Origin of the sequence: Azohydromonas caseinilytica, from assembly GCF_012927045.1 — a bacterium.
Taxonomy (GTDB): domain Bacteria; phylum Pseudomonadota; class Gammaproteobacteria; order Burkholderiales; family Burkholderiaceae_C; genus Azohydromonas; species Azohydromonas caseinilytica.
Window position 1 is genome coordinate 338,154 of the sequence record NZ_JABBFW010000003.1, and the last position, 24,780, is coordinate 362,933.

Here is a 24,780-nt window from a genome sequence, read left to right on the forward strand (position 1 = left end):
TTGCTGAGGACTGCCATGTTCGACCGCACCCAATCCACCCTTGCCAACGTCGACCCCGAGCTGTTCGCCGCCGTCCAGGACGAGAACCGCCGCCAGGAAGAGCACATCGAGCTCATCGCCAGCGAGAACTACACCTCGCCGGCCGTGATGGAAGCCCAGGGCTCGCAGCTCACCAACAAGTACGCCGAGGGCTATCCCGGCAAGCGCTACTACGGCGGCTGCGAGCACGTGGACGTGGTGGAGCAGCTGGCCATCGACCGCCTCAAGCAGCTCTTCGGCGCCGAGTACGCCAACGTGCAGCCCAACTCCGGCTCGCAGGCCAACCAGGGCGTGTTCTTCGGGCTGCTGCAGCCCGGCGACACGATCATGGGCATGAGCCTGGCCGAGGGCGGCCACCTCACGCACGGCATGCAGCTCAACATGAGCGGCAAGTGGTTCAAGGTCGTGAGCTACGGTCTCAACGCCCAGGAAGACATCGACTACGACGCGATGGAGCGCCTGGCGCACGAGCACCGCCCCAAGCTGATCATCGCCGGCGCCTCGGCCTTCGCGCTGCGCATCGACTTCGAGCGCTTCGCCAAGGTGGCCAAGGCCGTGGGCGCGTACTTCATGGTGGACATGGCCCACTACGCCGGCCTGATTGCCGCGGGCGTGTATCCCAACCCCGTGCCGCATGCCGACGTGGTGACCTCCACCACGCACAAGAGCCTGCGCGGCCCGCGCGGCGGCATCATCCTGTGCAACGACGAGGCCATCGCCAAGAAGATCAACAGCGCGATCTTCCCCGGCATCCAGGGCGGCCCGCTGATGCACGTCATCGCCGGCAAGGCCGTGGCCTTCAAGGAGGCGCTGTCGCCCGAGTTCAAGGCCTACCAGGAGCAGGTGGTCAAGAATGCGCGCGTGCTGGCCGAGACGCTGACCGCGCGCGGCCTGCGCATCGTCAGCGGCCGCACCGAGAGCCACGTGATGCTGGTGGACCTGCGCCCCAAGAACCTCACCGGCAAGGAAGCCGAAGCGATCCTGGGCCAGGCCCACATCACCTGCAACAAGAACGGCATCCCCAACGACCCGCAAAAGCCCATGGTCACCAGCGGCATCCGCCTGGGCTCGCCGGCCATGACCACGCGCGGCTTCAAGGAAGAAGAGGCGCGCCTGACGGCCAACCTCATCGCCGACGTGCTGGACAACCCGCACGACGCCGCGACCATCGAGCGCGTGCGCGAGCAGGTCAAGGCGCTGACCAGCCGCTTCCCGGTCTACGGTTGATCGGTTGAGCGCGCAGCCGGCCGGCGTTTCCAAGGCGCCGGCCGGCCGCTTGCTCCTCTCTCTTTCGTCCCCACTGCCTTCCGATACCTCATGCGTTGCGTGTTCTGCAGCCACGGCGAGACGCAGGTCGTCGAGACCCGCGAGACCGAGGATGCGGTGCGCCGGCGCCGGCGCTGCCAGAAGTGCGACCGGCGCTTCACCACCTACGAGCGCGCCGAGATCCTGCTGCCCGCCGTCGTCAAGAAGGACGGCGCACGCGTGGAGTTCGATCGCGCCAAGCTGCGCGCCTCGATGCAGCTGGCGCTGCGCAAGCGCCCGGTGAGCACCGAGCAGGTCGAGGCCGCGCTGGTGCGCATCCAGGAGCAGCTGCTGCAGGACGGCCAGCGCGAGGTCGGCACCGCGCGGCTGGGCGAACTGGTCATGCGCGAGCTGCAGAAGCTCGACAAGGTGGCCTACGTGCGCTTCGCCTCGGTCTACCGCAGCTTCGAGGACGTGGACCAGTTCCGGCAGATCATCAAGGACATCTGAGCCGGCGCGGCGGCCTGCCGCCCGCGCCCTGACTGGTTCATTCCTCCCATGGCGCGCAATGCCGGCGCCGCCTACCATCCCGGGCATCCGTCCTTGCCCAAGACATGCCCGCCGCCCCTCGCCTCGGCCGCCCTGGCCGCAGTCGCAGTTGCCGTGCCCAGGGTCTGAGCCTCGTTGAAAGCCTCGTCGCGCTGGCCGTGCTGGCCATCGTTGCGGGCGCCGCCTTGCCCGCCTTCACCGCGCTGGCCGAGCAGCGCCACCTGCAGGGCGTGGCGGCGCAGTTCGAGGCCGACGTGCAGTTCGCGCGCGACAGCGCCGAGCTGCGCGCGCAGTCGGTGCGCCTCACGTTCTTCGACGGCGCCGACGGGCCGCGCTGCTGGCTGGTCCACACCGGCGAGCCCGAGGCCTGCCGCTGCGACGCCGTCACCGGCAGCGCCGCCTGCGACGCGCCGTCCGAGCTGCTGCGCGCCAGCGTGCTGCCCGGCACGGTGCCGCTGCGCCTGGCCCCCAATGCCGCGTCGGTGCGCTTCAGCGCGCCGCGCCACACCGTCTCGCCCGCCCTGACGCTGACCTTGAGCGCGCGCAGCGGCCGCAGCGTCAGCGAGGTGGTGAGCGTGGTGGGCCGGGTGCGCGGCTGCGCACCCGCGGGCGCCGTGCCGGGTTTCAGGAGCTGCTGAATGCGCGCGCACCGACCTCCTTCCCCGCGCCGCGCCGCGCTGCGCGGCCTGTCGCTGCTGGAGGTGCTGCTGGGGCTGTCCATCGGCCTGTTCGTGGCGGCCTCGGCCACGGTGCTGCTGCACCAATTGCTGGGCGAGAACCGCCGGCTGCTGCTGCAACTGCGCCTGGAGCGGCAGGTGCAGACCGTGGCTGACCTCGTGCTGCGCGACCTGCGCCGCGCCGGGCACTGGGCGCGGGCGGACGAGGGCATCAAGCGCCTGGGTCAGCTCCCGCCCGACAACCCCTATGCCCGCATCGACGACGCCCTGCCGGAGCGGCCCGGCGACACCCTGCGCTTCGCCTACGCCGATGCGGACAGCGCCGCGGCCGGGGTGCAGGCCAACGAGCAGGCGGGTTTCCGGCTGCGCGACGGCATCGTGGACATGCGCCTGGGCGGGCGCTGGCAGCCGCTGACCGATCCGGCCTCGATCACCGTCACCGCCTTCGAGCTCAGCTTGCACCAGCGCGCGCTGGACCTGGAGCGGCACTGCGACACGCCGCGTCCGCAGGGCCGCTGCCTGCCCGGCGAGACCTGCCCGCCGCGGCTGCTGCAGCGCCGCGTGGCGCTGCGCCTGGAAGCCCAGTCCGCGCAGGAGCCGGCGCTGCGGCATGCATTGCGCGGCGAGGTGGCGCTGCGCAACGAGGTGGTGGAGGGCGTGTGTCCGCTGTGAGGCAACGCGGCGCCGCCGCCCTGCTCACCGTGCTGCTGCTGTGCGGCCTGGCGCTGCTCGCCAGCCTGTACGCGCACCGCGCGCTGCTGGCCGAGCTGCGCGGCGCGGAGGTGCAGCGCCGCAGCGCGCAGGCGCTGGAGGCGGCGGAGTCGGGGCTGCAATGGGCGCTGGTGCAGCTCAACGCCGGCTCCCTGGATGACGCCTGCCGTCCCAGCAGCGAGGCCGCGGGCCGGCGCCTGCGCGATCGCCTCATCGAGTACGCCGACGATGGCCGCCTGGCACCCCGGCTGTCCGACACCGGCACGCCATGGAGCGCTGGCTGCACCCTGGACGCCGCCGGTGCCTGGAGCTGCCGCTGCGGCGGCGACGGCGCGCCCGCGTCCGCCGACGAGGCGCCCTCCTTCAGCGTCCAGGCCGAGGCCGGCGCCCGGACCGGTCTGCTGCGGCTGGTGTCGCGCGGCTGCGTGGGCTGCCAGGGCGGCGAGCGGGACGCGCGGGCGCAGGTGTCCACGCTGCTGGCCTTCGTGCCGGCGCTCACCGGGCTGCCGGCAGCGCCGCTGGTCGTGGCCGGCGCGCTGCGCCTGGACCCGCTGGCGCCGCGCCTGGCGGTGCGCGAGCGCGACCAGCGCGGCCTGCTGATCCACGCCGGCGGCGCGGTGCAGGCGCCGGCGCTGGTACTGCCGGACGGCGTCACCGCGGCGGAGTTGTCGAGCCTCACGGCCCAGGACGATCCGGCGCTCGCCCTGGTGCCGGGACGCTTCCTGCACGCCTTCCTGGGCCTGGACCCGGCGGACCTGGCCCGCGCCCCCGGCGTGCGCACGCTGCGCTGCGGCGGGGACTGTGCCGAGGCGCTGAGGACGGCCGTGGCTGGCGGCGCGCAGGCGCTGTGGATCGAGGGCGAGCTGGCGCTGCCCGCCGGCGTGGTGCTGGGCAGCGTGGACGCGCCCGTGTTGCTGGCCGTGCAGGGCCAGGCCCGGCTCGGCCCCGGCGTGGTGCTGCACGGCCTGCTGGCGGCGGGCGCCCTGCACTGGCAGGCGCGCTCCGGCGGCGATGTCATTCGCGGCGCGCTGCTGGTGGCCGGCGACTGCTGCGACGGCAGCGGCGCGCCCACGGTGGAGCGCGACACCGCGCTGCTGCGCCGCCTGGCGCGCCAGGCCGGTCGCTATGTCCGGGTGCCGGGCGGCTGGAGGGATTTCGATTGACCCATCCACGGCAGCACGCCATGCGCCCTTGCGAGCCACGCGACGCCGCTATCCCCTCTCCCGCGCACGGGAGAGGGGCGGGGGTGAGGCTGCGGGCGGATCGCCACGCCAGCCGCCATGCCCGAGGCGTCACCCTGTTCGAAACCCTGATCGCCTGCGTCGTCATGGGCGCCGGCCTGCTGGCACTGCTGCAGGCGCATCTGCAGCTGCATGGCCAGGCCGAGACGGCGCGGTTGCGCGCGCAGGCGCTGCAACTGGCGCAGCGCGAGCTCGAAGGCCTGCGCGCCGGCACCCGGCCGCTGCAGGACGCGGCCTCCGCCGAAGGCCCATTCACGCTGCAGCGCCGGGTGTCGGCACGAGAGGACGGGCTGCAGGCGGTGCGCCTCGATGTCGCCTGGAACGACCGCGCCGGCCAGGCGCAGGCGCTGTCGCTGCACGGCCTGGTGGCGAGCCTTGATGCCACCTTCTCCGGCGCGCTGGGCGTGGTGGAGCCCTCATTGACGCTGCGCCGGCCCTCGGTGCCGATCCCAACCGCAACGGCCAGCGCGCCGCGCTGAGCTTTTCACCTCGGCATCGGCGGGAGGGCATCGCGCGCTGGGCACAATCCCGGGGATGAGCACTGCCACCGATTTCTCCGCCTTCGACGAGCTGGCCATGGCGCAAGCGCTGCGCCTGGCGCATTCGGCCATCGGGCTGTCGGACCCGAACCCGCGCGTGGGCTGCGTCCTCGTCGGCGAGGGCTGGCAGGTCCAGGGCTTCACACAGGTGGCCGGCAAGGCCCATGCCGAGGTGATGGCGCTGCGCGCCGCCCAGGAGGCGGGCCATGACCCGCGCGGCGCCACCGCCTACGTCACGCTGGAGCCCTGCGCGCACCACGGCCGCACCCCGCCCTGCTGCGACGCGCTGGTCCAGGCCGGCCTGGCGCGCGTGGTGGTGGCCGTGGGCGACCCGAATCCGCTGGTGGCGGGCCAGGGCAGCGCGCGGCTGCGCGCCGCGGGCATCCGCGTCGATGAGGGGCTGATGGCGGCCGAGGCGCGCGAGTTGAACATCGGCTTCTTCTCGCGCCAGGTGCGCCAGCGTCCCTGGGTGCGCATGAAGATCGCCGCCTCGCTGGACGGGCGCACGGCGCTGAACAACGGCGTGAGCCAGTGGATCACCGGCGAGGCCGCGCGCGCCGACGGCCATGCCTGGCGCAAGCGCGCCGGGGCGGTGCTCACCGGCATCGGCACGCTGCTGGAGGACGATCCGCGCCTGGACGTGCGCGTGGTCGAGACCGCGAAGCAGCCGCTGCGCGTGGTGGTCGATTCGCGGCTGGAGACGCCGCCCACCGCCAAGCTGCTGGCCCCACCCGGCGCGGTGCTGGTCTACGGCGCCGTGCCCGATGCCCGGCGCGAGGCCGCGCTGCGCGCCACCGGGGCCGACGTCGCCTTCTTCCCCGAGAGCGGGCGCGGCAAGGTGGACCTGCAAGCCATGCTCACGGACCTGGCCGCGCGCGGCGTCAACGAGCTGCATGTCGAGGCCGGGCACAAGCTGAATGCCTCGCTGCTCAAGGCCGGGCTGGTGGATGAGCTGCTGGTGTACCTGGCGCCCAAGCTCATCGGCCTGGGCCGCGAGATGGCGGCCTTCGGCCCGCTGGAGACGCTGGCCGAGGCGCTGGAGTTCGAGTTCCGCGAGTTCGAGGCCGTGGGCCGCGACCTGCGCATCCTGGCCCGCCCGCCGCGGCGCGGCGATTTCTGAAGCACCCTACCCCGATCACTCACATGTTCACCGGCATCATCAGCGGCCTGGGCCGCATTACCGACGTGCAACCCCTGGGCCCGGACGGCAGCCACGGCAAGCGGCTGCGCATCGCCCCGCCCGCGGGCTACCTGGACGACGTGCAGCTGGGCGACAGCATCGCGCTCAACGGCGCGTGCATGACCGTCACCGGCTTCGACGCGGCCGCGCCCTGGTTCGACATCGACATCTCGGCCGAGAGCCTGCGCCTGACCGCCGGGCTGGACCGCCCCGGGCGCGTCAACCTGGAAAAAGCCTTGCGCGCCCACGACCGCCTGGGCGGCCACCTGGTCAGCGGCCACGTGGACGGCCTGGGCGAGGTGACGCATTTCGCGCCGGTGGGCGAGTCCTGGGAGCTGCGCATCCGCGCGCCCAAGGAGCTGGGCCGCTTCCTGGCCTACAAGGGCTCCATCACCGTCAACGGCGTGAGCCTGACCGTCAACCGCGTGCAGGACAGCGACGCCGGCTGCGAGTTCAGCATCAACCTCATCCCGCACACGATCCAGGAAACCACCCTGGGCGACCTGCAGCCGGGCAGCCGCGTGAACTTGGAGATCGATCTGATTGCGCGGTATGTGGAGAGGATGTTGGGGGCGGGAAAGTGAGTCGCTGAGCCAAGCCGCTGCATGATGGGCCGGTGCGCCGTTGGCCAGTCCCCCTGACAGGAATCTGCTCAAAATCTGCTCATTCGGAATGAAATCTGCTCAAAAATCTGCTCAACATTGAACGAATCTTGAGCAGATACATGAGCGGCACCACGCGCGACGACGTCTTGGAGGCGCTGCGGCGCTTGGCCCGTGCGGGGCAATTTGAAGCTTCCTCCACCGACCTCATTCACGCCACGCAAGGCAGCTCGGCCACCGTTCGCCGCCATCTGGAAGCGCTGTGGGCCAGCGGCGCGGTGGTACGCACCGGCCGGGCGCGTGCCACGCGCTACCGGCTCAAGGACACGAACGAGGCCACTGCGGTTTCGGCCACCGAGGCCCCAGCTCAGGCCGAATCCAGGCTGCTCCCGGTCTGGTCGCCGGCTGCGTTGGCGATGAGCAGCAGGCTGGCCATGCCCCTGGCCGCACGGAACCCTGTCACGTACCAGCGCCGGTTCGTCGACGACTACGTGCCCAACGAGAGTTGGCTCATGCCTCGCGAGCTTGCCGAAGCGCTGCATCGCTCGGGTCGCCTGCAGGGACAGCAGCCCGCCGGAACCTATGCGCGCAAGGTGCTAGAGCAACTGCTAATCGACCTTTCCTGGTCCTCGTCGCGCCTGGAAGGCAACCGCTACAGCCTGCTGGCGACCGAGGAACTGTTCAGGCGCGGCACCGCGGGCAGCGATGCGGACGCGGTGATGCTGCTCAATCACAAGACGGCCATCGAATTTCTGGTGGATGCCGTGCCGGTTCAGGGTTTATCCACCCCACTCGTGAGAAACCTGCACGCCGTACTGATGCAGGACCTGCTGGCCGATACCGACGACCTGGGCGCCATCCGCCAGAAGGTGGTCAATATCAGCGACACGGTTTACGTGCCGACCCAGGTGCCCGCCATGCTCGAAGAAATGCTGGAGAGCATCGTGGCCAAGGCAAGGCTTATCAAGAATCCGGTCGAAGCCGCCTTTTTCCTCTGGGTCAATCTGGCTTATTTGCAGCCCTTCGAGGACGGCAACAAGCGCACCAGCCGCCTGGCCGCGAACATTCCGCTGCTGCTCTACAACTGCGCGCCGCTGTCGTTCCTCGACGTGGACACCCAGGACTATGCGCGCGCGATGCTCGGTGTGTACGAGTTTCGTGACGTCGCGCTCGCCGTTGATTTATTTTCCTGGACCTACAGGCGCTCCATAAATAAGTATCTGGTTGTCATGGAATCCCTGGGCATGCCGGACCCGCTTCGGCTGCGTTACCGGGAAAGCCTGACCGACGCCATGGGCCTGATCGTCAGGGAGCGCAAATCCGCGCAGGCTGCTCTTGAGGAATTGAAGCTTACGGAGGACGAGGCGCCGGGATTCCGGGCGCTGCTGCTGGATGAATTGAAAAAGCTGGAGGTGTTCAATTGTGCGCGGTATCGGTTAACGATGTCGGCCACGCAGGGATGGATTGACGCCGGTCGGCCGCAATGAGCGCAATAAGTGATCTTCCAAAAATTGCCAAGAAGCAGACAGTCCCGAAACAGCGCGCACAGCAATCCCGTTGCCACTCTGACTTCAGTGACCTTTTAAAAATAGGACTTACGCAAAAGAAACTTCATAATGTTTTTGAGTTGGTTACTTGGTTGAGTAAAATAGGGGCTTCACTCATGCGCGAGGAACTCTGTGAAGCCAACTCGTCGTGATTACTGTCAGTTCATTTTATCCAGTCAGACCAATTACACACAAACCTATTTCGCAGATCACCATCCGCACTTCTCGCATGACGCCATCAACCGCTATTTGCAGGACGACAACGTAACCCCCGAGGAGCTGTGGAATAGCGTCAAAGACGTCATCGAATATGACGATGACGCTTGCTTGATTTTTGATGACAGCGTCCTGGACAAGAACCACGCCCACAAGATCGATTTGGTGCGTCTGCAGTACAGCGGCAACGCCCATCGACTGATCAAAGGCATTGGCGTGGTCAACTGTCTGTACGTCAATTTGAGGACAGGCCGCTATTGGGTCATCGACTGGCGTGTTTACGCACCCGACGAAGATTACAAAACCAAACTGGCCCATGCCAGGGAGATGTTCGATAACGCCATCCACGGCAAGAAGCTGCGCTTTCGCACCGTACTGATGGACTCTTGGTACGCCACCAAGGAGCTGATGAAGCACATCCACGCCTCAGACAAGCTCTTCTACTGCCCGCTCAAGAGCAACCGCAAGGTCGATGACAGTGGTGGCGAAGAGCCCTACAAGGCAGTGAGCGAATTGCAGTGGACGTCAAAGCAAGCCGCGCACGGAAAACTGGTCAAGGTGCATGGGTTCCCGGGAGACTTCAAGCTCAAACTGTTCCGGGTCGCGGTTGAAAAAAGCCGCACGGAATGGATTGTGACGAACGATTTTTCTCAAGATTCAACGAATGGCACGCGAGAAATGTGCGCCGTTCGCTGGAAAATCGAACAATATCATCGAGAAGTCAAGCAAACGCTGGGCATCGAGAAATGTCAGTGCCGATCGGCACGTGCCCAGAGGAATCATATTGGTTGTGCGATGCTGGTCTGGGTGTACTTGTCCGAGCTGGCCCGAGAGCTGAAGTAGAACATCTACAGCATCAAAAAGGAGATGCTATCGAGCTACATGAAGCAAGAGCTGAAAAACCCGTCGGTACGGATGGCACACGTCTGAAGTAGCGCCGAAAAGCAAAGCTTCGGCGCTAGCTGAAGGCGCCTTGCGTAAGTCCTAAAAAAAACTAAAGCTACCGTGACTTACCACCATGCTTGCCAAGTCGCTCAACGATTCCACGCATGCGCGAAATTAATCCTTGCAACAGGGCAGCCAAGACACTCCAATTCAATGGTGACGCCGCAGGCATTTCTGATGCAGCCGCACTGCGGCGCCGCATCTGGATTGCACTAAGCGGGCCATTATCCACGCACCCCGATATATTCCGGCATGCAGCCGATTCCGCACCAGACCCGTCACACTCCGACTTGTCTTCAATGATTTCCACTTCTTTATCAACAGGTATTAGCGAGCAGTCAGCATCCCCCAATGACAATAATTCTCTCCTATGACAGGCGTGACTAAACCACTGTTCCGCGTCGCCTCCTTCACCACTAAAGGCTTGAAATGAATATATTTTGTCAATCTCCTCCCCAAGCAATCGAGCCAATTGCACGCCCCAGTTTCTGGGCATGCGCACCGACTCCAATCGACTATCTCCCCCTTCCAGAACCCAAGCAATATAATGGAAAATAGGTCGACCAAACTTATCCAGACGAATTTCATCCTGGAATACGGTCGCCACATAATGATAACGGCCTGCCGCCGTTTTCAGCACGCCAGCGCGGATCTGCGTCTCCGCGCCTGCGGACATTCCCTCGAACGCCTTGGCGTGAAAATCATACCAACCATTCAATCCAACGCGCGACGGCCGAAGTATGAAGGCATAATCCCAGTTTTTGCCACGAGTTCGCTAAAGAACTTTATCCCACGAGACCCCTGAAAGCGATAGCGACATTGTTTTCTGCTGCATGATCAGGCTTGATTATTGAAATACGCTTTTCGAGCCATGGGCGAAGATAATTCAGCCTTCATTGCTGAAGCTGTGGCCGCGATGATGTCCCCCCGCTTGGATGCAGCCGCCTGTTTTTCCCGGAAGTGACTGGCGCCCTTGTTCAGCTCTTCTTTGATCGACATAGCCTTCAACAGCTTTGTGAACACCTGGTATTTTGGGGGCAGAAAATCGTCCAATGAATCCACCATGTCAACAATGGAAGACAGGGTGTCTAGAACTTTTGCGAACAAGCCTGAGCGACCATTTTCTTTCTTTCTGGCCTCTGCTACTGCATCAAGCAACATTGATTCAAGGGCAATAGGAGCCAGCAACTGGAAACCAATACACTTCGTGGCATCAAGCACCTTCGAGCCGTCAGCCTCTGCGGACGAAAGCAGCAGATATTGATGGCCGAACTGCTTGGAATCCAAAGCGTCCGCAACGCCTTTGATTTGATCTGCGGCCCCCATGGTGATTTCCTTGCCAATCATTTCAGCAGTCGTACCGGGAGACAGAACATCAGCCTTTGAGATGGCAAGGAGCCAGATTTGCGGAAAGTTCTCTCGTTGAGTCACCTTACTTGCTGCATCTTTCAGTCTTCTAATTTCGCTCTTGAATTGATCCAAAAGTGCGCGAACATACGAAAGGCCGTGCCGCCGATACTGCATTCCGTCAACGAGCAACAGGCCCACGTGACAACCAAGAAGCCCACTTAAAGCATTTTGGCGCGATGTTTTCTCGGCAGAATCTTTTGGCTGGCTCTCCCACCAAGCACCCGGATAATCTACCCATGTAATATGCAAACCCGGTTCAGAAAGACCGGCCAGCTTGAGATTGAATTTATACTCCGAGGATACACTGGTTCCATCCGGAAACTGTCCACACTCCATCTTATAATAACGACTCAAAAGTTGGTTACCGACGGCCACATCATCTGCCTCAAGTCGATAGCCATGCTTTTGCTCGAATGAATGCCGCTGCTGATTTCCAAAATAACTTACCAGAAAGGTCGTCTTTCCCGCTCCACTTTGGCCAAAAAGAGCCACACGAATATCTGTAGATTGAGCTTTCGTCATTTTGTTACCTGCTTTGGTTTTAGGATTTCTGTACTCAGCTGCCAAGATGGCGCCGCATATGTTGATTTACGAGCAATTCAATTTCTTCCGGCGCTTGATGCGCACTATTGCGGCTTCAACCGCGGCGCTGACCGTTCGCTCCAGCGGAAAAACGAGAAACACTCGTTGAAATCGCGCTGGATGATGCGCAGATTGACGTTGAATTCCTCGGCCAGCGCGCGCCTCCGGGTTCTGACCTTCGTTGAGACGACGCAGGATTTGCGTGAGCCGGTAAGGCAGCTTGTCGTTGTCCGCTGGGGAGGGCATGAATCAGGGCGGCGGTGGTTTGAAATGCCACAGTGCAAACCCCTGCCGTGGCCACGAATCCAGTGTAGGCAGATAGGGTGACAAGATGTGTCATGCGCGGCGCGAGGGCCGAATGCCACAGGCAACGCCGGGCGCAGCCGTGAAATATTCACGCCGGAAATTGCGGGCTGGTTCCTGCGGCGGTGACGTGCTTCACGCCGGCGGGTGCGCTTGCGATCCGCTTGGGGGCCGCCTGGATTCCCGCCTCCGCGGGAATGACGGGATGGAAAGCGAAACGCATCAGCCTCCGGGCAATGCCGGTCCGGCTTTCCTGCTGGCCCACCGCAAGGGCTTGCCCAGGGCCCAACCAGGGGGCCCGCCTACAATCGCGGGATGCCCATTTCACCCGTTCCCGAGCTGGTCGCCGAGCTGGCGGCCGGCCGCATGGTGATCCTCGTCGACGAGGAGGACCGCGAAAACGAAGGCGATCTCGTCATCGCGGCCGACCACGTCACGCCGGAAGCCATCAACTTCATGGCCAAGCACGCGCGCGGCCTGATCTGCCTCACGCTCACGCGCGAGCGCTGCGAGAAGCTGCAGCTGCCGCCCATGGCCGCGCGCAACGGCACCGTGCACGGCACCGCCTTCACCGTCTCCATCGAGGCCGCCACCGGCGTCACCACCGGCATCTCCGCCGCCGACCGCGCCCGCACCGTGCAGGTGGCGGTGGCGCGCGACGCGGTGCCGGCGGACCTGGTGCAGCCCGGCCACATCTTCCCGCTGCAGGCCCAGGACGGCGGCGTGCTCATGCGCGCCGGCCACACCGAGGCCGGTTGCGACCTCGCCGCCATGGCCGGCTGCTCGCCGGCGGCCGTGATCTGCGAGGTCATGAACGACGACGGCACCATGGCGCGGCTGCCCGACCTCGAAATCTTCGCCAGGGAGCATGGCCTCAAGATCGGCACCATCGCCGACCTGATCCAGTTCCGCAGCCACAACGAGACGCTGATCGAGCGCCTGGGCAAGCGCGAGCTGCAGACGGCCCAGGGCACCTTCGACTGCCACGCCTTCCGCGACCGCTCCGGCGGCCTGCACCTGGCGCTGACCAAGGGCAGCTGGAAGCCCGGCGACGAGGTGCTGGTGCGCGTGCACGAGCCGCTGTCGGTGCTGGACCTGCTCGACACCGGCACGAGCCGCCACTCCTGGCCGCTGCCTGCGGCGCTGGCGCGGCTGCAGGCCTCGGAGGCCGGCGCGGCGGTGCTGCTCAACTGCGGCGAGGACGCCGCGGCGCTGCTGCCGGGCCTGCTGCCGCCGGCGGGCACCACGGTGGCGCCGCGCACCGGCCAGATCGACCTGCGCACCTACGGCGTGGGCGCGCAGATCCTGCGCCACCTGGGCATCACGCGCATGCAGCTGCTGGGCAACCCGCGGCGCATGCCCAGCATGACCGGCTACGGCCTGGAGGTGACGGGCTTCGTCGCCGCCGCCAACGACAAGGACACTCAATAAATATGCTGGACGCGGATCAAGGCCAGCCGCTGGGGCTGGACGGCCAGGGGCTGAGCATCGGCATCGTGCGCGCGCGCTTCAACGACGCGATCACCTCCACCCTGGAAAAGGCCTGCATGGACGAGCTGCTGGCCCTGGGCGTGGCCGAGGAGGACATCCGCCTCGTCACCGTCCCGGGCGCGCTGGAAGTGCCGCTGGCGCTCAAGGCCATGGCCTCGGGCGACGACCACTTCGACGCCCTGGTGGCGCTGGGCTGCATCATCCGCGGCGAGACCTACCACTTCGAGCTGGTGTCCAACGAGAGCGGCGCGGGCGTGACCCGCGTGGCCCTGGACCACCAGATCCCCATTGCCAACGCCATCCTCACGGTCGAGAACGAGGATCAGGCCTGGGTTCGTGCCGAACCCAAGGGCCGCGACGCCGCCCGCGTGGCGGTGGAGATGGCCAATCTGCTGGACGAGTTGTTGTGAATCCCCCCCAGAAGAAAGCCGCCCCGGCGGCCAAGTCGGCGCGCCGCCGCGCGCGCGAGTACGCCCTGCAGGGCCTGTATGAATGGCTCATCGGCGGCGCCGACGCCGGCGCCATCGAGGCGCATGTGCGCGAGCAGGCCGACGCCGAGTTCGACAAGTGCGACCGCGCGCATTTCGACGCGCTGCTGCACGGCGGCATCAACGAGGCCGCCGACCTCGACGCGGTGCTGGCCCGCCATGTGGACCGCAAGACCACCGAGCTCTCGCCCGTGGAGCACGCGGTGCTGATGATCGGCGCCTACGAGCTCAAGCACTGCATGGACGTGCCCTACAAGGTCGCCATCAACGAGGCCGTGGAACTGGCCAAGAGCTTCGGCGGCACCGACGGGCACCGCTACGTCAACGGCGTGCTCGACAAGGCCGCCGCCGACCTGCGCCCCAAGGAAGTGGCCGCCGCGCGCGCCCGCAACGCGCGCTGACGCGCCCTTCCCTCACGCTTGACCATGAAGCTGGCGCGCCGGCTCGATCGCATCGAGCCTTTCTACGTCATGGAATGCGCCAAGGCCGCGGCGGAGATCGCGCGCGGCCCCCTGTGCGACCCGGCACAGGGCGGGCGGCCCATGCTCTATCTCAACATCGGCGAGCCGGACTTCACCGCGCCGCCGCCGGTGCTCGCCGCCGCCCAGGCCTGCCTGGACGCCGGCCGCACGCAGTACACGCCCGCGGCCGGGCTGCCCGAGCTGCGCGAGGCCATCTCGCGCTGGTACGGCGAGCGCTTCGGCCTGGACATCCCGGCGCGGCGCATCCTGGTCACGGCCGGGGCCTCGGCCGCGCTGCAGCTGCTGACGCAGGTGCTGTTCGAGCCCGGCGACGAGGTGCTGCTCTCCGACCCCGGTTACCCCTGCAACCGGCATTTCGTCAGCGCCGCCGGCGCCACGCCGCGCCTGCTGCCCACGACGCCGGAGCACCGCTTCCAGCTCGACGCCGCGGCGGTCGAGGCGGCCTGGACGCCAGCCACGCGCGGCGTGCTGCTGGCCTCGCCGTCGAACCCGACCGGCACCTCCATCGACCCCGAGGAGATGCAGCGCATCGTCGCGGCCGTGCGCGCGCGCGGCGGCGTGACGATCGTGGACGAGATCTACCTCGGCCTGAGCTTTGACGAGCGCTTCGGCGGCAGCGCGCTGCGCTGGGGCGAGGACGTCATCAGCGTCAACAGCTTCTCCAAGTACTTCAGCATGACGGGCTGGCGCCTGGGCTGGCTGGTGCTGCCGGAGGCGCTGGTGGCGCCGGTGGAGATGCTGGCGCAGCACCTGTTCATCTGCGCCTCGACGGTGGCGCAGCGCGCGGCGCTGGCCTGCTTCGAGCCCGAGTCCATCGCCGAGTACGAGGCGCGGCGTGCCGAGTTCCGGCGCCGGCGCGACTGGCTGGTGCCGGCACTGGAGGCCATCGGCTTCAAGGTGCCGGTGCTGCCCGACGGCGCCTTCTACGTTTGGGCCGACGCCTCGGCCTTCTGCGCCAGCAGTTGGGACTTCGCCTTCGAGCTGATGGAGAAGGCGCAGGTCTGCGTGACGCCGGGACGCGACTTCGGCCATGCCGGCACGGAACGCTTCGTGCGCTTCAGCTTCGCCAACGCCATGCCGCAGCTGCAGGAGGCCGTGCGGCGGCTGCAGCAGCTGCTGTCGCGTTGAAGGAGCTGCGCATGGACCAGTCAACGAGCCCGGGCGGGCCCGCGTTCAGCTTTGCGGTGCGCGTGTACTGGGAGGACACCGACGCCGGCGGCGTGGTGTTCTATGCCAACTATTTGAAATTCTTCGAGCGCGCGCGCACCGAGTGGCTGCGCCACCTGGGCTTCGAGCAGGAGCGGCTGCGCCACGAGCAGCGCATGCTGTTCGTGGTGACGCGCACCGAGCTGCAGTACCGCGCCCCGGCCCGGCTCGATGACCAGCTGCGGGTCACGGTGCGGCCCGAGCCGGCCGGACGCGCCAGCCTGGTGGTGCACCAGCAGGCCTGGCGCGGCGCGACGCTGCTGGCTGAGGGCAGCATCCGCATCGGCTGTGTCGATGCCGACAGCTTCCGCCCGCGGCGCATGCCCGACGAACTGATCAACACCCTTTCCCAAGCCGGATGAACCAGGACCTCTCCATCGTCAGCCTCGTGCTGCACGCCAGCCCCATCGTTCAGCTCGTCATCGCGGGCCTGATGTTCATGTCGCTGGCGAGCTGGACGGTGATCTTCGCCAAGCTCTTCGGGCTCAAGCGCGTGCGCGGGCGCAACGACCATTTCGAGCGCGAGTTCTGGTCCGGCCGCAGCCTGCAGGAGCTGCACGAGGCCGCCGCCACCAAGGCCGAGACCGCGCCCATGGAGCGCATCTTCGCCAGCGGCATGCGCGAGTTCCTGAAGCTGCGCGAGCGCCGCCTGGACGCCGGTGCCCAGCTCGACGGCGCACGCCGTGCCATGCGCGCGAGCTTCCAACGGGAGCTGGACGTGATCGAGAGCCACCTGAGCTTCCTGGCGACGGTGGGCTCGATCAGCCCGTACGTGGGCCTGTTCGGCACGGTGTGGGGGATCATGCATGCCTTCGTCGGCCTGTCGAACCTGACGCAGGTGACGCTGGCCACCGTGGCGCCGGGCATCGCCGAGGCGCTGGTGGCCACGGCCATCGGCCTGTTCGCCGCCATTCCGGCGGTGATGGCTTACAACCGCTTCGCGCGCGACATCGACCGCCTCGCCATCCAGCTGGAGACCTTCATCGAGGAGTTCTCCAACATCCTGCAGCGCAACGTGGGCGCGCCCGCCACGGTCACGCCGGTGACGGCGGCGCAGGGGCGCTGAGATGCCTGGAGTCGCCGCACGGGGCGGCAGCCGCCGCCGCCGCACCATGAACGAGATCAACATGGTCCCGTTCATCGACGTGATGCTGGTGCTGCTGATCATCTTCATGGTCAGCGCGCCGCTGATCACCACTGGCAGCGTGGACCTGCCCAGCGTGGGCAAGTCCAGCCAGCGCCCGGACAAGGTGATCGAGGTCATCGTCGGCAAGGACGAGAAGCTGAAGCTCAAGGTCAACGGCGACACCGAGGAGCGGTCGCTGGCGCTGGGGGATCTGCGCGAGCGCGTGCTGGAGGCCCAGGGCGGCGACGCCAACGTGCCGGTGGTGATCTCGGCCGACCGCCAGGTGAAGTACGAGAGCGTGGTGCAGGTGATGGACCGCCTGCAGCGCGCGGGCGTGCAGCGCGTGGGGCTGTCGGTCAAGCAGGGCGGCTGATGGCGCGACCGGTTCCTCCCGCTCCCGCGCCCCGAGGGCCCGCCGCGGCCGGCTCCGAGAACCTGCGTCCGCCCAGCGCGGACCGGCTCGGCCGCGGCGCGGCCATCGCCGCCGCGGTGCACGTGGGCCTCATTGCCGCACTGGCGCTGGGCGTGAGCTGGCATGCCCAGGAGCCCACGCCGGTGAGCGCCGAGCTGTGGTCCTCCGTGCCGCAGGTAGCGGCGCCGCCGGCCGCGGGCGAGCCCACGCCGGCACCGCCTCCCCCGCCCCCCGCACCGGCTCCCACGCCCGCGCCGCCGCCGCCGCCTCCCCCGGCGCCGAGGCCGGCACCACCGCCCCCGCCGCCGCCCAAGGCCGCGGCGGCGCCCTCGCCGCGCGATGCCCAGATCGCCCTGGAGCGCGAACGCCGCGAGCGTGAGCGTGAACGCCAGGAAGAGCTCGAAGCCAAGGCCCGCGCCGAGAAGCTGGCCAAGGAAAAGGCCGACAAGCTCGCCAAGGAGAAGGCCGAGAAGGTGGAGCAGGAGCGCCAGGCCAGGCTCAAGGAGCAGCGCGAAGCCGAGAAGCGCGAGGCGCGCGCCAAGGCCGAGGCCGAGGAGAAGCGCGCCAAGGTGGCCGAGGCGGAAAAGCGCGCCAAGGCGGAAGAAGCCGAGAAGCGGGCCAAGGCCGCCAAGGCCGAGGAGGCGGAGAAGCGCGCCAAGGCCGAAGCCAAGGCCAAGGCGGAAGCCGACGAGAAGCGCGCCCGCGCCGCCGAGGACAAGCGCCAGCAGGAAGTGGCGGCCAAGCTGCGCGAGCAGCAGCTCGCCCGCATGATGGGCCAGGTCGGCGGCTCGGCCGGCAGCCCCGGCGGCCAAGGCGCGCCGGGCTCCAGCGGCAAGGCCGACCGCGACAGTGGTCCTTCCGCCGCCTACGCCGGCCGCATCGTGGCCCGGGTCAAGCCCAACATCGTCTTCGGCGACGAGGTCAGCGGCAACCCGAAGGCGGAAGTGGAAGTCCGCACCGCGCCGGACGGCACCATCATCGGTCGCCGCCTGGTGCGCAGCAGCGGCATCCCGGAGTGGGACCAGGCCGTGCTGCGCGCCGTGGACCGCACCGGCGTGCTGCCGCGCGACACCGATGGCCGCGTGCCCTCGGCCATCGTCATCGGCTTCCGCCCGAACGACTGAGCCCGCCGGCCCGGCGCCGCGCCCTCACCGGGGCCCGGGCCGGGCGCGCTCTACACCCAGGAGCCCGGCGCCGCCAGGGCACCACCGCGCGCCGGTAGGGGCATTGGCGCCAAACTGACAGCTTTTTCCGACCCGCCCGGGCCCGATTCGCGTGCAATCGGTGAAATTGCTATTCCTGTAAACACGGTAGAACACGAAATCCACAAGTCGGCAAAAATGGATACATGACTGCCACGCGCCCCGTCTCCGATCATCCGGCTCCCGTGGAAAGCGCCGCCGACCACTGCACCACGCTGGAGGTGGCCCGATGGCTGGGCATGGCGGTGCGCTCGGTGCAGCTGATGGTGGACCGCGGCGAGCTGCAGGCCTGGAAGACGCCGGGCGGCCATCGCCGCATTTCGCGCAGCTCGGTCGAGCGCTGGCTCGCTTCCCATCACAGCGGCGCGGTGCAGCCCGCGCAGCCGGCCCCCTCCGCCAGCCGCACGGTGCTGCTGATCGAGGATTCGGCGCACTTCCAGCATCTGGTGTCACTGCTGGTGCGCGAGCAGTTCCCGGACGTGGAGCTGCATGTGGCCGACGACGGCATCGCGGGCCTGGCCATGGCGGGCGAGCTGCAGCCGGCGGTGCTGATCGTGGACATCCTGCTGCCGGGCATCGACGGCGCGACGCTCATCACCAGCCTGCGCACGCACCCGCAGTTCGCACGCAGCCAGCTCATCGTGCTGACCGCCCTGGACGACGCCCAGCGCGCTCCCTACACCTTTGCCCTGGCGGGCGTGCCGGTGGTGCACAAGCCCCGCCTGGTGGCCGAGTTGCCGGCGCTGCTGAGCGAGCGCTTGGCCCGCGCGACGACCACCGCCCCGGCGCCCCTGGCCCGCTGAAGCGCCGTCGCGGCAATCGCCGCGGAAAGTGCAAATCCAGCACTTTGCTTGTCACACAACGAGTTACATTTCTACCGCCCTGGTCAGGACGGCCACGCAAGCCGGCAATTTGTCACGGCGGCCATCAACACCCTGGCCCCAAAAAGCCGAACACTTCGCGGTGTCAGAAATCCGCTGCGCCGTGGCGTCCGCGCCATGGCCACCGGCCAGCCGCGCTTGAGCCCACCGGCACCGTAGCGCCCTCTTCGGAGCTCGGTGCCGCCCGGCATCCGCGCGACTGGCCGAGGCGCCGCCGTCACCGAGGACCGCGGCGCGTCTTCCGTTTCCCGAAAGTTATTCCCCCATGCGCAACACGGGTCCCGTGACCGGCCGTGAGTACGTGCTGGAGGACGGCATGACGCTGGTCTCCACCACCGATCTCAAGAGCCGGATCACCTACTGCAACCCCGCTTTCATCCAGGCCAGCGGCTATGCACGCGAGGAACTGCTGGGCCAGCCGCACAACATGATCCGCCACCCGGACATGCCGCCAGAGGCCTTCCGCGACCTGTGGGCCACGCTGGAGGAAGGCCTGCCCTGGTCGGGCATGGTCAAGAACCGGCGCAAGAACGGCGACCACTACTGGGTGCAGGCCAACGTGACGCCGGTGAGCGAAGACGGCCGCACCGTGGGCTACATGTCGGTGCGCGTGAAGCCCGCGCGCGAGCTGGTCGAGCAGGCCGAGGCGCTGTACGCGCGCATGCGCGAGCAGCCGCAGCGCTACGCGCTGCACCACGGTGCCGTGCACAAGCGCACCCTGGTGGGCCGGCTGCGCACGCGGCTGCAGTTCGGTCTGGGCGGGCGCGTCGCGACCCTGAGCCTGGCCAGCACGCTGGCCAGCACCGGTCTGGCCGCCAGCGGGGTGCACTGGACGCTGGCGCTGGGCGCGGCACTGGGCCTGGGCGGCGGCACGGCGCTGTGGCTGCGGCGCATGGCCGTGGCGCCGCTGCGCGACGCGGTCGCCACGGCCAACCGCCTGGCCGCGGGCCAGCTCGGCGGCGCGCCGACCCAGGGCGGCGACGACGACGTCAGCCGCCTCATGCGCGCGCTGGCGCAGCTCGACGTCAACCTCCAGGCCATCGTCGGCGACGTGCGGCGCGAGGTGGACGGCATCCGCATCGCCTCGCGCGAGATCTCCGCGGGCAACGGCGACCTGGGCGCGCGCACCGAGATGCAGGCTGGCAGCCTGCAGCAGACCGTGTCCTCGGTGGAGCAGATTGCCGGCACGCTGCGCCACAGCGCCGAGCATGCCGAGGCCGCGCGCGGCCTGGCGCAGCAGGCCAGCGAGGCGGCGCGCCAGGGCGGGCAGTCGATGCAGGAGATGGTGCAGCGCATGGGCGAGATCCGCGAAGCCTCGCTGCGCATCGGCGAGATCATCCAGGTCATCGACAGCATCTCGTTCCAGACCAACATCCTGGCGCTCAACGCCGCGGTGGAGGCGGCCCGCGCCGGCGAGGCCGGCCGCGGCTTCGCCGTGGTGGCCGGCGAGGTGCGCGCGCTGGCGCAGAAGACCTCGGGCGCGGCGCGCGAGATCAAGACCCTCATCGGCGCCGCCACCGAGCGCGTGGAGGCCGGCAACGCCCTGGCCGAGAGCACCGGGCGCACCGTGCGCCAGAGCGCGCAGGCCGTGGAGCGGGTGTTCGACCTGATCGCCAACATGAGCCGCGCGGCGCAGGAACAGGCCGACGGCGTGGCGCAGGTCAACCGCGCCGTGACCCAGCTCGACAGCGTGACGCAGCAGAACGCCGCGATGGTGGAGCAGCTCTCGGCCGCGGCCTATTCGCTGGCCCGCCAAGCCGAGATCGTGGCGGACTCGGTGCGCATCTTCCGCACCGGCCACCACGACGACATCGCCCCGGCGCAGCTGCAGGGCCTGGACCGGCCCACGGCAGCGTCGACAGCGCCGTCCACCGACACGGCCTAAGCCGCGGCGCGGCTTCAGCCGCCGCCGCGCTGCGTGTAGAGGTCGAAGCGGCGCATGAAGCGCACGCGCGCCGGCTCGTCCACGCCCTCGAAGGCAAAGCGCAGCCGCAGCCGCGGCAGGCTCAGCAGCGCGATGCGCCGCGGCGCCAGCGCTTCCCAGCGCAGGCGCAAGCGGCCGGCGTCGAGGGACACATCGGCCCCGTCGGCACGCAACTCGACCGCATGCGGCTGCGCCGCGCCGGGCAGCCAGTGGCCCAGCTCGGCCACGGTGCAACCCATCTCCCGCTCGAACTCGGCGGGACAGCCGTCCTGCAGCAGCAAGCGCTCAGCCTCCGGCGATGGGCGGCCAGATGGCCAGCACGTCGCCCTCGACCAGCGCCCGCGTGGCCCGCTGCTCGGCCGGCACGAAGCTGCCGTTGACCAGCACCAGGTGCACCAGCTTCATCGGCAGGCCGTAGGGCTCCACCGCCTGCGCGATGGTGCAGCCCTCGGGCAAATCGAGCTGCACCGCGTTGCCGCGGCGCGCCTCGGGCGGCAGGTACTCGGTGAGGCTGGCGTAGAGCTTGAAAGTGATGCGCATGGCTCGCAACGGTACTGCGGCGGGGTCCGGGCTTCAGCGCGGGGCCAGCTTGCCCAGGCCGCGCGCCTCCTGCGCCTGGGCGCAGGCCAGGTAGGCCGGCATGAGCTGCGTCGGGTCTTCGAGCAGGCGCTGCTTCCACTCGGGTGTCAGGCGGATCTGCCCCTCGACCAGGCCGCGCATCACGCCGACGTGGTCGGTCCAGCCCACGCTGTTGCAGCCCACCAGCAGCTCGCCGTCGAACTGCAGGCTCAGCGCCTTGCCGGCCTCCTGGTCCACGAGCTCGGCGCGCTCGCCGCCGGGCACGCCCTGCCAGTTGCCGAAGCTGGTGGAGATCAGGCCCAGCGTGTCGAGCACGTTGATCTGCGTGACCCCGCCCAGCACCGCGCGCTGGCCCACCATGTTGAGCGCCGCCACGCGCGCCTGCTCGGCCGCGTTGGGCTGGATGGCGCTGACGATGGTGCGGCCGCTGACGCGGTCGAAGGCCTCGGCGCAGTCGCCCGCGGCGTAGACGCCGCTCACGCTGGTCTGCAGGTGCTCGTCGGTGAGCACGCCCTGCAGGCAGCGCACGCCGCTGCCCCACAGGAAGCCGATGTTCGGGCGCACGCCGGTGGCGCTGATGACCAGGTCGGCCTCCAGCACCTCGCCGCTGGACAGTTTCACGCGCAACGCATTGCCCACGGGCTGGATCGCCTCCACGCGCGCGCCGGTGTGCACGTCGATGCCCTTGGACTGCACCCACTGCCGGATCATGCCCCCGGCGGTGGGGCCCATCATGCGCGGCACCATGCGGTCGCCGGTCTCCACCACGCTGAGCTTCACGCCGCGCAGGGCCAGCGCCTCCATGATGATGCAGCCGATGAAGCCGGCGCCAACCTGCACCACGCGCGCGCCGGGCTGGGCCCGCGCGGCGATGGCGCGCGCATCGTCCAGCGTCCAGCAGGTGTGCACGCCGGGGCTGTCGATGCCGGGAATGGGCGGCTGCACCGGGCTGGAGCCGGTGGCGATGAGCAGCCGGTCGTACGCCATGTCCGTGCCGTCGTCGAAGGCCACGCGGCGGGCCTGGGTGTCGATGGCCTTGGCGCGCACGCCGCGCTTGAGGTGGATGCGCAGCCGCTCGTAGTGGTCCGGGCTGTGGCGCAGGTGCGTGCCGGGCTCGCCGATGCGGCCCACCAGCAGGTAGGGAATCGCCATGCGCGAGTACGGCGGCTCGGCCTCGTCGCCCACGATGAAGATGTTGTCTTGCGGCGCGTGCTTGCGGATGGTCTCGGCCGCGATGACGCCGGCCGGGCCGGCGCCGAGGATGAGGTGAGTCAACATGGACAGCTCCAATAAAGAAGGCGGCCCAGGACCGCCTTCATGCCGTTCTTGTGTGCGGCGTGCGCGCCCTTACAGGCCCAGACGCTCCCGGGTCTCGGGCTTGAGGCGGCCCTCGGTGTCCCAGCCCCGGATCTCGTAGTACTTGGGCAGCATCTCGGGCAGCTTGTTGACCAGGCCCTTGGCCGGGCCGGTCTTGGCGGGCTCGTTGAGCAGCCGCGGCGGCAGCGTGTCGTCCTTGGCGGTGAAGCCGGCGCGGTTGTTGAAGTCGCGCTCCATGTTCCAGATGCGCTCGCCGATCTCGTTCATCTTCTCCAGCGTGAACTCCGGGCCGCAGGCGGCGGCGACCTGCGGCTGCACGTCGGCCAGCGTCCAGGCGAAGCTGGTGAAGATGCAGATGCCCGCGGCGTCGAAGGCGGCGGTGGCGTCCTGGAAGGCCTTGACCAGCTCGGGCTTGCCCTCGGCGGTGAGCGGATCGGTCTTGACCGGGATGCCCAGCACCTCGGAAGCCACGGTGTACGAGCGCAGGTGGCACGCGCCGCGGTTGCTGGTGGCGTAGGTCAGGCCCATGCCCTGGATGCCGCGGCTGTCATAGGCCGGAAACTCCTGGCCCTTGACGCTCATGCTCAGCTCGGGGTGGCCGTACTTGGCGGTCAGGCGCGCCGAGCCCAGGCCGATCTCCTTGCCGAAGCCGATGCCCTTGGCCGTCATCTCGGCCAGCTCGCACAGCGCCTGGGCCGAGCCGAAGGGCGCCGCGGTGCCGATCTGCTCGGCGGTGAGCACGCCCATCTCGTAGAGCTCCATCACCGCGCCGATGGTGGCGCCGAAGCTGATGGGGTCCATGCCCTGCTCGTTGCACAGCAGGTTGGCGTACTGCAGCGCCTCCAGGTCGTTGACGCCGTTGGCCGCGCCCAGCGCCCAGGCCGCCTCGTACTCCAGGCCGCCGGAGGCGCCCCAGTACTGCGGCTTGTTCTGCACCGAGAAGTGCGTCTCGTCGATCTTGGAGATGCGGCCGCAGGCGATGGTGCAGCCGAAGCAGGCCTGGTTCGTCACCAGGTGCTTCTTGCCGTCGGTGGCGCGCGGGGCGGCCATGGCCTCGGCCGAGATGTCCTTGGCGCCGTCGAACTGCACGTCGCGGTGGTTGCGCGTGGGCAGCGCGCCGATCTCGTTGATGACGTTCATCAGCACCTGCGTGCCGTAGGTGGGCAGGCCCTGCCCCGTCACCGCGTTGTCGGCCAGCACCTTTTTCTTCTCGAAGGTGACCTTCATGAACTCCTTGGGGTCGGCCACGTTGGCCACGCCCTTGGTGCCGCGCACGGCCACGGCCTTGAGGTTCTTGCTGCCCATCACGGCGCCCACGCCCGAGCGGCCGGCGGCGCGGTGCAGGTCGTTGACGATGGCGGAGTACAGCACGCCGTTCTCGCCGGCCAGGCCGATGGTGCTGATGCGCAGCAGCGGGTCCTGGTGCAGCTTCTTGAGCGTCTCCTCGGTCTCCCAGACGCTGTGGCCCCACAGGTGGCTGGCGTCGCGCAGCTCGGCCAGGTCGTTCTCGATGTAGAGGTACACGGGCTTCGAGGAGGCGCCCTCGAAGATCACCATGTCCCAGCCCGCGAACTTCAGCTCCGAGCCCCAGTAGCCGCCGGAGTTGGAGCAGGCGATGGTGCCGGTCAGCGGCCCCTTGGTGACGACGGTGTAGCGCCCGCCGGTGGAGGCCATGGTGCCGGTGAGCGGCCCGGTGGCCCAGATGATCTTGTTGCCGGCCGACAGCGGATCGACCTTGGCATCGACTTCCTCGACGAAGTACTTGGTGGCCAGGCCGCGCGAGCCGAGGTAGTCGCGCGCCCATTCCATGTTCAGCGGCTCGGACTTGACGGTGCCGTCCGTGAGGTTGACGCGAAGGATTTTTCCTGCCCAGGACATGTGCTGCT

At 68.3% G+C, this 24,780-nt stretch carries 25 protein-coding genes and 1 pseudogene; 20 read left to right on the plus strand and 6 right to left on the minus strand.

The window, feature by feature from the left end; all coding sequences use genetic code 11:
- Window positions 1-15: 15 nt before the first annotated feature.
- The 10 genes and pseudogenes from glyA to HHL10_RS07000 all read left to right on the plus strand — a co-directional run bounded on the left by glyA (window position 16) and on the right by HHL10_RS07000 (window position 9,476).
- Window positions 16-1,266, plus strand: coding sequence for a serine hydroxymethyltransferase (gene glyA / locus HHL10_RS06955; RefSeq protein ID WP_169159608.1), 1,251 nt, complete (start codon window positions 16-18; stop codon window positions 1,264-1,266).
- A gap of 90 nt (window positions 1,267-1,356) precedes the next feature.
- Complete coding sequence (nrdR, locus tag HHL10_RS06960) at window positions 1,357-1,794, plus strand: transcriptional regulator NrdR (RefSeq protein WP_169159609.1); 438 nt, start codon at window positions 1,357-1,359, stop codon at window positions 1,792-1,794.
- A 104-nt stretch (window positions 1,795-1,898) separates the two neighbouring features.
- Window positions 1,899-2,471, plus strand: coding sequence for a GspH/FimT family pseudopilin (locus HHL10_RS06965; protein WP_169159610.1), 573 nt, complete (start codon window positions 1,899-1,901; stop codon window positions 2,469-2,471).
- Entirely contained in the window at window positions 2,472-3,182 is a 711-nt protein-coding gene (locus HHL10_RS06970) for a hypothetical protein (protein WP_169159611.1), read from the plus strand.
- The gene (locus tag HHL10_RS06975) at window positions 3,170-4,384 is read left to right on the plus strand and encodes a hypothetical protein (protein ID WP_169159612.1); all 1,215 of its coding nucleotides are present in this window, start codon (window positions 3,170-3,172) and stop codon (window positions 4,382-4,384) included. Before HHL10_RS06970 ends, HHL10_RS06975 begins: the two co-directional genes overlap by 13 nt.
- 83 nt (window positions 4,385-4,467) lie before the next feature.
- Window positions 4,468-4,941, plus strand: a complete 474-nt coding sequence (locus HHL10_RS06980) for a type IV pilus modification PilV family protein (RefSeq protein ID WP_169159613.1) — start codon at window positions 4,468-4,470, stop codon at window positions 4,939-4,941.
- Between the two features lie 55 nt (window positions 4,942-4,996).
- Window positions 4,997-6,121, plus strand: a complete 1,125-nt coding sequence (ribD, locus tag HHL10_RS06985) for a bifunctional diaminohydroxyphosphoribosylaminopyrimidine deaminase/5-amino-6-(5-phosphoribosylamino)uracil reductase RibD (protein WP_235971138.1) — start codon at window positions 4,997-4,999, stop codon at window positions 6,119-6,121.
- Between the two features lie 23 nt (window positions 6,122-6,144).
- Window positions 6,145-6,765, plus strand: coding sequence for a riboflavin synthase (locus HHL10_RS06990; protein WP_169159614.1), 621 nt, complete (start codon window positions 6,145-6,147; stop codon window positions 6,763-6,765).
- 140 nt (window positions 6,766-6,905) lie between these two features.
- A complete protein-coding gene (locus tag HHL10_RS06995) occupies window positions 6,906-8,270 on the plus strand; it encodes a Fic family protein (RefSeq protein WP_169159615.1) in 1,365 nt (454 codons plus the stop codon).
- A 192-nt stretch (window positions 8,271-8,462) separates the two neighbouring features.
- Window positions 8,463-9,476 (plus strand): annotated as a pseudogene (locus HHL10_RS07000) (IS701 family transposase).
- 70 nt (window positions 9,477-9,546) lie between these two features.
- On the opposite strand, the gene HHL10_RS07005 reads toward HHL10_RS07000, so the two are convergent.
- The gene (locus tag HHL10_RS07005) at window positions 9,547-10,209 is read right to left on the minus strand and encodes a hypothetical protein (RefSeq protein ID WP_205832935.1); all 663 of its coding nucleotides are present in this window, start codon (window positions 10,207-10,209) and stop codon (window positions 9,547-9,549) included.
- A 119-nt stretch (window positions 10,210-10,328) separates the two neighbouring features.
- The gene (locus tag HHL10_RS07010) at window positions 10,329-11,423 is read right to left on the minus strand and encodes a hypothetical protein (RefSeq protein WP_205832936.1); all 1,095 of its coding nucleotides are present in this window, start codon (window positions 11,421-11,423) and stop codon (window positions 10,329-10,331) included.
- Window positions 11,424-12,101: 678 nt separating this feature from the next.
- On the opposite strand from HHL10_RS07010, the gene ribBA reads away from it, so the two are divergent.
- From ribBA to HHL10_RS07060, 10 genes are all read left to right on the plus strand, one after another.
- On the plus strand, window positions 12,102-13,217 hold the full coding sequence (ribBA, locus tag HHL10_RS07015) for a bifunctional 3,4-dihydroxy-2-butanone-4-phosphate synthase/GTP cyclohydrolase II (RefSeq protein WP_169159618.1): 1,116 nt from the start codon (window positions 12,102-12,104) through the stop codon (window positions 13,215-13,217).
- A 2-nt stretch (window positions 13,218-13,219) separates the two neighbouring features.
- On the plus strand, window positions 13,220-13,687 hold the full coding sequence (ribH, locus tag HHL10_RS07020) for a 6,7-dimethyl-8-ribityllumazine synthase (protein WP_169159619.1): 468 nt from the start codon (window positions 13,220-13,222) through the stop codon (window positions 13,685-13,687).
- Complete coding sequence (gene nusB, locus HHL10_RS07025) at window positions 13,684-14,166, plus strand: transcription antitermination factor NusB (protein ID WP_169159620.1); 483 nt, start codon at window positions 13,684-13,686, stop codon at window positions 14,164-14,166. Before ribH ends, nusB begins: the two co-directional genes overlap by 4 nt.
- Window positions 14,167-14,190: 24 nt before the next feature.
- Window positions 14,191-15,375 carry a pyridoxal phosphate-dependent aminotransferase gene (locus tag HHL10_RS07030; RefSeq protein ID WP_169159621.1) on the plus strand — a complete coding sequence of 395 codons (1,185 nt, stop codon included), beginning with the start codon at window positions 14,191-14,193 and terminating at the stop codon, window positions 15,373-15,375.
- A gap of 11 nt (window positions 15,376-15,386) precedes the next feature.
- Entirely contained in the window at window positions 15,387-15,815 is a 429-nt protein-coding gene (ybgC, locus tag HHL10_RS07035; RefSeq protein WP_169159622.1) for a tol-pal system-associated acyl-CoA thioesterase, read from the plus strand.
- Window positions 15,812-16,519, plus strand: coding sequence for a protein TolQ (gene tolQ, locus HHL10_RS07040; RefSeq protein ID WP_169159623.1), 708 nt, complete (start codon window positions 15,812-15,814; stop codon window positions 16,517-16,519). Before ybgC ends, tolQ begins: the two co-directional genes overlap by 4 nt.
- 1 nt (window position 16,520) lies before the next feature.
- On the plus strand, window positions 16,521-16,952 hold the full coding sequence (tolR, locus tag HHL10_RS07045) for a protein TolR (protein WP_169159624.1): 432 nt from the start codon (window positions 16,521-16,523) through the stop codon (window positions 16,950-16,952).
- On the plus strand, window positions 16,952-18,115 hold the full coding sequence (tolA, locus tag HHL10_RS07050; RefSeq protein ID WP_169159625.1) for a cell envelope integrity protein TolA: 1,164 nt from the start codon (window positions 16,952-16,954) through the stop codon (window positions 18,113-18,115). The genes tolR and tolA overlap by 1 nt, the downstream gene beginning before the upstream one ends.
- 224 nt (window positions 18,116-18,339) lie before the next feature.
- The gene (locus HHL10_RS07055; protein WP_169159626.1) at window positions 18,340-18,996 is read left to right on the plus strand and encodes a response regulator; all 657 of its coding nucleotides are present in this window, start codon (window positions 18,340-18,342) and stop codon (window positions 18,994-18,996) included.
- A gap of 343 nt (window positions 18,997-19,339) precedes the next feature.
- Entirely contained in the window at window positions 19,340-20,959 is a 1,620-nt protein-coding gene (locus HHL10_RS07060) for a methyl-accepting chemotaxis protein (RefSeq protein WP_169159627.1), read from the plus strand.
- A 14-nt stretch (window positions 20,960-20,973) separates the two neighbouring features.
- On the opposite strand, the gene HHL10_RS07065 is transcribed toward HHL10_RS07060, so the two are convergent.
- The 4 genes from HHL10_RS07065 to HHL10_RS07080 all read right to left on the minus strand — a co-directional run bounded on the left by HHL10_RS07065 (window position 20,974) and on the right by HHL10_RS07080 (window position 24,772).
- Window positions 20,974-21,279, minus strand: coding sequence for a hypothetical protein (locus HHL10_RS07065; protein WP_235971140.1), 306 nt, complete (start codon window positions 21,277-21,279; stop codon window positions 20,974-20,976).
- Between the two features lie 4 nt (window positions 21,280-21,283).
- Window positions 21,284-21,538 (minus strand): sulfur carrier protein ThiS, encoded by a 255-nt coding sequence (gene thiS, locus HHL10_RS07070; RefSeq protein ID WP_169159628.1) that lies wholly within the window; start codon window positions 21,536-21,538, stop codon window positions 21,284-21,286.
- Window positions 21,539-21,571: 33 nt separating this feature from the next.
- Window positions 21,572-22,855, minus strand: a complete 1,284-nt coding sequence (locus HHL10_RS07075) for an NAD(P)/FAD-dependent oxidoreductase (protein ID WP_169159629.1) — start codon at window positions 22,853-22,855, stop codon at window positions 21,572-21,574.
- A 69-nt stretch (window positions 22,856-22,924) separates the two neighbouring features.
- Window positions 22,925-24,772, minus strand: coding sequence for an aldehyde ferredoxin oxidoreductase family protein (locus HHL10_RS07080; RefSeq protein ID WP_169159630.1), 1,848 nt, complete (start codon window positions 24,770-24,772; stop codon window positions 22,925-22,927).
- Window positions 24,773-24,780: the final 8 nt, after the last annotated feature.

Excerpts from the sequence above, each read along its gene's own strand:
- ribD (WP_235971138.1), top strand. The coding sequence starts at position 4,997 with ATGAGCACTGCCACCGATTTCTCCGCCTTCGACGAGCTGGCCATGGCG.
- HHL10_RS07010 (WP_205832936.1), bottom strand. The coding sequence starts at position 11,423 with ATGACGAAAGCTCAATCTACAGATATTCGTGTGGCTCTTTTTGGCCAA.
- HHL10_RS07075 (WP_169159629.1), bottom strand. The coding sequence starts at position 22,855 with ATGTTGACTCACCTCATCCTCGGCGCCGGCCCGGCCGGCGTCATCGCG.
- thiS (WP_169159628.1), bottom strand. The coding sequence starts at position 21,538 with ATGCGCATCACTTTCAAGCTCTACGCCAGCCTCACCGAGTACCTGCCG.
- HHL10_RS06970 (WP_169159611.1), top strand. The coding sequence starts at position 2,472 with ATGCGCGCGCACCGACCTCCTTCCCCGCGCCGCGCCGCGCTGCGCGGC.
- tolA (WP_169159625.1), top strand. The coding sequence starts at position 16,952 with ATGGCGCGACCGGTTCCTCCCGCTCCCGCGCCCCGAGGGCCCGCCGCG.
- HHL10_RS07080 (WP_169159630.1), bottom strand. The coding sequence starts at position 24,772 with ATGTCCTGGGCAGGAAAAATCCTTCGCGTCAACCTCACGGACGGCACC.
- glyA (WP_169159608.1), top strand. The coding sequence starts at position 16 with ATGTTCGACCGCACCCAATCCACCCTTGCCAACGTCGACCCCGAGCTG.
- HHL10_RS07055 (WP_169159626.1), top strand. The coding sequence starts at position 18,340 with ATGACTGCCACGCGCCCCGTCTCCGATCATCCGGCTCCCGTGGAAAGC.
- HHL10_RS06995 (WP_169159615.1), top strand. The coding sequence starts at position 6,906 with ATGAGCGGCACCACGCGCGACGACGTCTTGGAGGCGCTGCGGCGCTTG.
- HHL10_RS06965 (WP_169159610.1), top strand. The coding sequence starts at position 1,899 with ATGCCCGCCGCCCCTCGCCTCGGCCGCCCTGGCCGCAGTCGCAGTTGC.
- ribH (WP_169159619.1), top strand. The coding sequence starts at position 13,220 with ATGCTGGACGCGGATCAAGGCCAGCCGCTGGGGCTGGACGGCCAGGGG.
- nrdR (WP_169159609.1), top strand. The coding sequence starts at position 1,357 with ATGCGTTGCGTGTTCTGCAGCCACGGCGAGACGCAGGTCGTCGAGACC.
- ybgC (WP_169159622.1), top strand. The coding sequence starts at position 15,387 with ATGGACCAGTCAACGAGCCCGGGCGGGCCCGCGTTCAGCTTTGCGGTG.
- ribBA (WP_169159618.1), top strand. The coding sequence starts at position 12,102 with ATGCCCATTTCACCCGTTCCCGAGCTGGTCGCCGAGCTGGCGGCCGGC.
- HHL10_RS07060 (WP_169159627.1), top strand. The coding sequence starts at position 19,340 with ATGCGCAACACGGGTCCCGTGACCGGCCGTGAGTACGTGCTGGAGGAC.
- tolR (WP_169159624.1), top strand. The coding sequence starts at position 16,521 with ATGCCTGGAGTCGCCGCACGGGGCGGCAGCCGCCGCCGCCGCACCATG.
- HHL10_RS07030 (WP_169159621.1), top strand. The coding sequence starts at position 14,191 with ATGAAGCTGGCGCGCCGGCTCGATCGCATCGAGCCTTTCTACGTCATG.
- HHL10_RS06990 (WP_169159614.1), top strand. The coding sequence starts at position 6,145 with ATGTTCACCGGCATCATCAGCGGCCTGGGCCGCATTACCGACGTGCAA.
- tolQ (WP_169159623.1), top strand. The coding sequence starts at position 15,812 with ATGAACCAGGACCTCTCCATCGTCAGCCTCGTGCTGCACGCCAGCCCC.